This window comes from Dietzia sp. DQ11-38-2, from assembly GCF_014145055.1.
In the GTDB taxonomy this organism is placed as follows: Bacteria; Actinomycetota; Actinomycetes; order Mycobacteriales; family Mycobacteriaceae; genus Dietzia.
Map to the genome: position 1 here is coordinate 1 of NZ_JAALDW010000428.1, position 4,104 is coordinate 4,104.

5 protein-coding genes and 1 riboswitch are annotated in these 4,104 nt (G+C 71.0%); of the genes, 2 read left to right on the forward strand and 3 right to left on the reverse strand.

The window, feature by feature from the left end; all coding sequences use genetic code 11:
* Both cobF and G6026_RS13710 read left to right on the forward strand, forming a co-directional pair.
* Nucleotides 1-703: precorrin-6A synthase (deacetylating) (cobF, locus tag G6026_RS13705; RefSeq protein WP_182613491.1), on the forward strand; the 703-nt coding region annotated here is incomplete at its 5' end.
* Between the two features lie 42 nt (nt 704-745).
* Nucleotides 746-883: a hypothetical protein gene (locus G6026_RS13710; protein WP_182613492.1), complete on the forward strand. Its 138-nt coding sequence runs from the start codon at nt 746-748 to the stop codon at nt 881-883.
* 66 nt (nt 884-949) lie between these two features.
* On the opposite strand, the gene G6026_RS13715 is transcribed toward G6026_RS13710, so the two are convergent.
* The 3 genes from G6026_RS13715 to G6026_RS13725 are packed head-to-tail and all read right to left on the reverse strand — an operon-like array spanning nt 950 to nt 3,832.
* Nucleotides 950-1,741: an ABC transporter ATP-binding protein gene (locus tag G6026_RS13715; RefSeq protein ID WP_194305810.1), complete on the reverse strand. Its 792-nt coding sequence runs from the start codon at nt 1,739-1,741 to the stop codon at nt 950-952.
* Nucleotides 1,738-2,799: an iron chelate uptake ABC transporter family permease subunit gene (locus G6026_RS13720; protein WP_182613501.1), complete on the reverse strand. Its 1,062-nt coding sequence runs from the start codon at nt 2,797-2,799 to the stop codon at nt 1,738-1,740. The genes G6026_RS13715 and G6026_RS13720 overlap by 4 nt, the downstream gene beginning before the upstream one ends.
* A gap of 4 nt (nt 2,800-2,803) precedes the next feature.
* Entirely contained in the window at nt 2,804-3,832 is a 1,029-nt protein-coding gene (locus G6026_RS13725; RefSeq protein WP_182613493.1) for an ABC transporter substrate-binding protein, read from the reverse strand.
* Nucleotides 3,833-3,886: 54 nt separating this feature from the next.
* Nucleotides 3,887-4,067: riboswitch (cobalamin riboswitch) on the reverse strand.
* Nucleotides 4,068-4,104: the final 37 nt, after the last annotated feature.

The window sequence follows — 4,104 nt, forward strand, 5'->3', positions numbered from 1 at the left end:
GGCGGTCGCCGCCCTGCGCGCGTCCGAGTATGCGCTCGCTGCCGTCAAGGGCCCGGGCGACCCGCTGGTCGACCTCCGTCGGCGGTTGCTCGCCCGGCACGCGCCGGGCGTCGAGCTGGTGGGAGTCGCTGATCCGGAACGAGACCGCTCGTCGTCGTCGACCTCCTCACAGGACGGGTACCGCGGCGTGGTCCTGGACTGGCACGAGGCCCGTTCCCTGGCGTGGGAGAGGGTGTTGGCGGACCGGCCCGGCGACGTGGCGGTGCCGGTGTGGGGTGATCCGGCCTTCTACGACTCCACGCTGCGGATCGTCGACCGGATCCTCGCCCGTGGCCGGCTCGACTTTGACGTGGAGGTGGTCCCGGGCATTTCCGCTCTACAGGTGTTGGCCGCGCGTCACCGGCTGGTCCTGCACGAGATCGGCGGGACGGTCACCGTGACCACTGGCCGTCGTCTGGCGGAGGTCGTCGCCGGCGGCGCGGACAACGTGGTGGTGATGCTCAACGCCGGCCTGCCTCTCGATCACCTGGCGGACTGGCACATCTGGTGGGGCGGCAACCTCGGTGACCGGGGGGAGTGCCTGATTTCGGGCGGGGTCGGCGATGTCTTGCCCGAGATCCGGAACGCGCGCGAGCGGTTGCGCACGGAGCACGGCTGGGTGATGGACGTCTACCTGCTGCGCCGCCCGGTCGCGGCCGGCTGACAGGGTGCCTACACTGGCGCTCCCCGATGATGGAGGTACCCGATGGCGTTCCTGAGAAACGCATTGAAGACCGGAGTCGCGCTCAAGGCCGTCGAAGTGGTCAGGCGGGAGGCGTCCAAGCCGGAGAACCAGCGCAAGGCCCGCGAATTCGCGGAGAAGCTCCGCAACCGCAAGCGCTGAACAGCTGCGCCCCTCGGTCGGGGATCGCGGACCTGCGCCCGCGGTTCACGCCCAGGCTCCCGTGGGTCAGCGGGCGAGATAGCGCACGTGCACCGCGGGTCCGTCGTGGAGCACCTCCGCGCGGACCCCGTACACCGTCTGTATCAGCGCTGGTGTGAGCACCTCCGACGGGCGGCCCCCGGTCACCAGGCGCCCCCCGGACAAGACCTCGAGCCGGTCGCAGAAGCTGGCCGCGAGGTTGAGGTCGTGCAGCGCCGCCACCACCGTCGCCCCGGTGCCCCTGACCAGGGCCAGGAGGTCGAGTTGATGGCGGATGTCGAGGTGGTTGGTCGGCTCGTCGAGCACGAGGACGTCCGGTTCCTGAGCCAGCGCCCGCGCGATCTGCACCCGCTGCCGCTCGCCGCCCGAGAGGGTGGCGTACCGCTGGTCGAGACGATCGGTGAGGGCGGTGGTGGCGGCGGCGCGGAGTACGGCCTCCTCGTCCTGCGTGCGGGGGCCCGACCACGCGGCGCGGTGCGGGATGCGACCGAGTTCGATCACGTCCCGCACCGTCGGGTTCTGGTCGGTGGACACCTCCTGCTCGACAAGGGCCACGTGCCGGGCGACCCGCCTGCGGGGCAGGCGCCGGATGTCCGTGCCGTCGAACAGGACGCGACCGGTCGAGGGCCGCAGCAGGCCCGTCATGACGCGCAGCAGGGTGGACTTGCCCGAGCCGTTGGGGCCGAGGACCCCCACCATCGTCCCGGGCTCCGGTGCCAGGGAGAGATCTCTCAGGATGGGCCGACCGCGGACGGACCACGACACGCCCTGGGCTTCGAGGGTCGCCGCCCCCTGCCCCTCCGGGGGCCCGGTCGTCATCGGGCCCTGCCCTTGCGGAGGAGGAGGACCACGAACGCCGGCACGCCGATCAGAGCGGTGGCCACTCCGATCGGCAGTTCCTGCGGCGCGAGGACCGTCCGGGCGGCGGCGTCGATCCAGACCACGAAGACCGCTCCCATCAACGCCGCCGTCGGCACCAGGACGCGGTGCCGCATGCCGACCACCGCCCGGGCGGCGTGCGGCAGCACCAGACCCACGAACCCGATCGCACCACAGGTGCTGACGATGACCGCGGTGATGAGTGCGGTGACCACCATGAGCACGAGCCGGGTGCGGGCCACGTCCACACCGAGGGCGGCCGCCGCGTCCTGGCCGAAGGTGAAGGCGTCGAGGCTGGAGGTGTGCAGGAGACACACCAGCAGACCGGCGAGCACGACGACGCCGCACGCGGCCACGTCCGACCACCGGACGGAGGACAGCGAGCCCAGCAGCCAGAACAACACACCGCGGGTCTGTTCGGCGTCGGCCGCGGTGTAGACGACGAACGAGGTCACGGCCGAGAACAGCTGGGTGGCGGCGACCCCGGCGAGCACCACCCGGTCGGTGGTTCCGCCGGAGGCGAAGGCCAACAGCAGGACGAACCCGAAGGCGGTCAGCGCCCCGACGAACGCGCCCGTGGTGAGACCGACCGCCCCCGCCCCCACACCGAGCACCACGATGAGCACCGCGCCCGTCGAGGCGCCGGAGGAGATTCCGAGGATGTACGGGTCGGCCAGAGGGTTGCGGAGCAGGGACTGCAGGATCACCCCGCACAGGGCGAGCCCCGCGCCGGCCAGTGCCGCCATGAGGGTTCTGGGCAACCGGAGGTTCCAGATGATCCCCTCCTGGATGCGCGTCAGCCCCGACTCGGTGCCGGAGAGCCGCGCCAGGGCGGACTGCACGACGTCGCCGGCCGTCAGACCCGAGGGACCGATCGTCAGGACCAGCGCCGTGGAGACCAGCAGGACGGCGACGCCGGCGATCCAGAGGATGCCCAGGGCGGCGGGGCGCCGGAGAGGAGCCTGTCTGGTGGTGCGAACCGGCGGGGCACTGGGCAGCAGGTCAGTTCGATGGATCGTGCTCACCGACCAGCCCGAGGTCGTCGAGGCCCGCGGCGACGGTCTCGACGCCGTAGACCGTGCGGAGGGAGGGGTTCATCTCAGCGCCCGTGAGCTCGATGAACCGCTTCTCGCGGACCGCCGACATCTCCCGGGTCACCGGATTCGATTCCAGGTAGGCGATCTTGGCGGCCCCGGTCTCGGCGGTCTGGCTCCGGCGGGTCAGGTCGCCGAGGACGATGACGTCGGGATCGCGCTCGGCCACCACCTCCCAGTTGATCTGGGGCCACTCCTGGGTGGTGTCGTCGAACACGTTCTTCAGACCGAGGGTCGTCGAGATCAGTCCGGGGGCACCGCAGCAGCCGGCCAGGTACGGGGATTCGGAGTTGGCGAACCAGAACATCGCCGAGACCCCGGTCGCGTCCACGTCCTCGTGTGCCCGGTCGAGCCGGCCCTGCAGGTCCGTCACGAGTCGTTCTCCGGCCTCCTCGACCTGGAAGATCTGCGCGAGTTCGGTGATCTCCCGGTAGAGCAGATCCGGGGTGAACGGTTGCTCTCGCACCCCGTCCCCGGAATCGGAGATCTTGCCGACGCAGTCGGCGGGGGAGAGGTAGGTGCCCACGCCCAGCTCATGGAACTGCTCGCGGGTCGCGACGCCGCCCTCGCTGAGCGTGCTGCCGAACGAGGCGGTGACGAAGTCCGGTTCCACGTCGAGGACGGACTCCATCGACGGCGCGTTGTCGGCCAGTCGCGGGATGCCGGCGTTGGCCTCGGCGAACTCGTCCAGAACGGGGTCGGTCCAGGTGGCGGTGCCCACCATCCGGTCGGCGAGGCCCAGGGCGAGCAGGATCTCCGTCGAGCTCTGGTTGAGCGAGACGATCCGCTCGGGAGCGGAGTCGACGGTCACCTCCTGTCCGCAGTTCTCGATCGGGCCGACCGCGGGGCCGGCGGTGGCGGCCGGGTCATCGGCGGTGCAGGAGGTCAGGACGAGGGCGGCGGCGCCGACGAGGGCGATCAGGCCTGATTTACGCATGGGTGTACTCCGAGGTCGCGGGCCTGGAACGCGAAGCCCGATCATGACCTGGCGGTGGGGACCGCGAGGGCCAGCCGGTATTCGGACTCGGGATCACCTGGACGGGGCGCCTTCCCAGATCCTGCGATCCAGTGGCATCGTGCCCCGCCATCACCCATACCGCTGCGCGTCAGTCCCGGAGTCACACCGGGTTCCCGCGACCCCAGGGGGTCATGCTGGCGATCAGACGTTAACACGACCCGGTCGTCAGTGGCCTGCTGCGGTGATCTCGG

Excerpts from the sequence above, each read along its gene's own strand:
- G6026_RS13710 (WP_182613492.1), top strand. The coding sequence starts at position 746 with ATGGCGTTCCTGAGAAACGCATTGAAGACCGGAGTCGCGCTCAAGGCC.
- G6026_RS13725 (WP_182613493.1), bottom strand. The coding sequence starts at position 3,832 with ATGCGTAAATCAGGCCTGATCGCCCTCGTCGGCGCCGCCGCCCTCGTC.
- G6026_RS13715 (WP_194305810.1), bottom strand. The coding sequence starts at position 1,741 with ATGACGACCGGGCCCCCGGAGGGGCAGGGGGCGGCGACCCTCGAAGCC.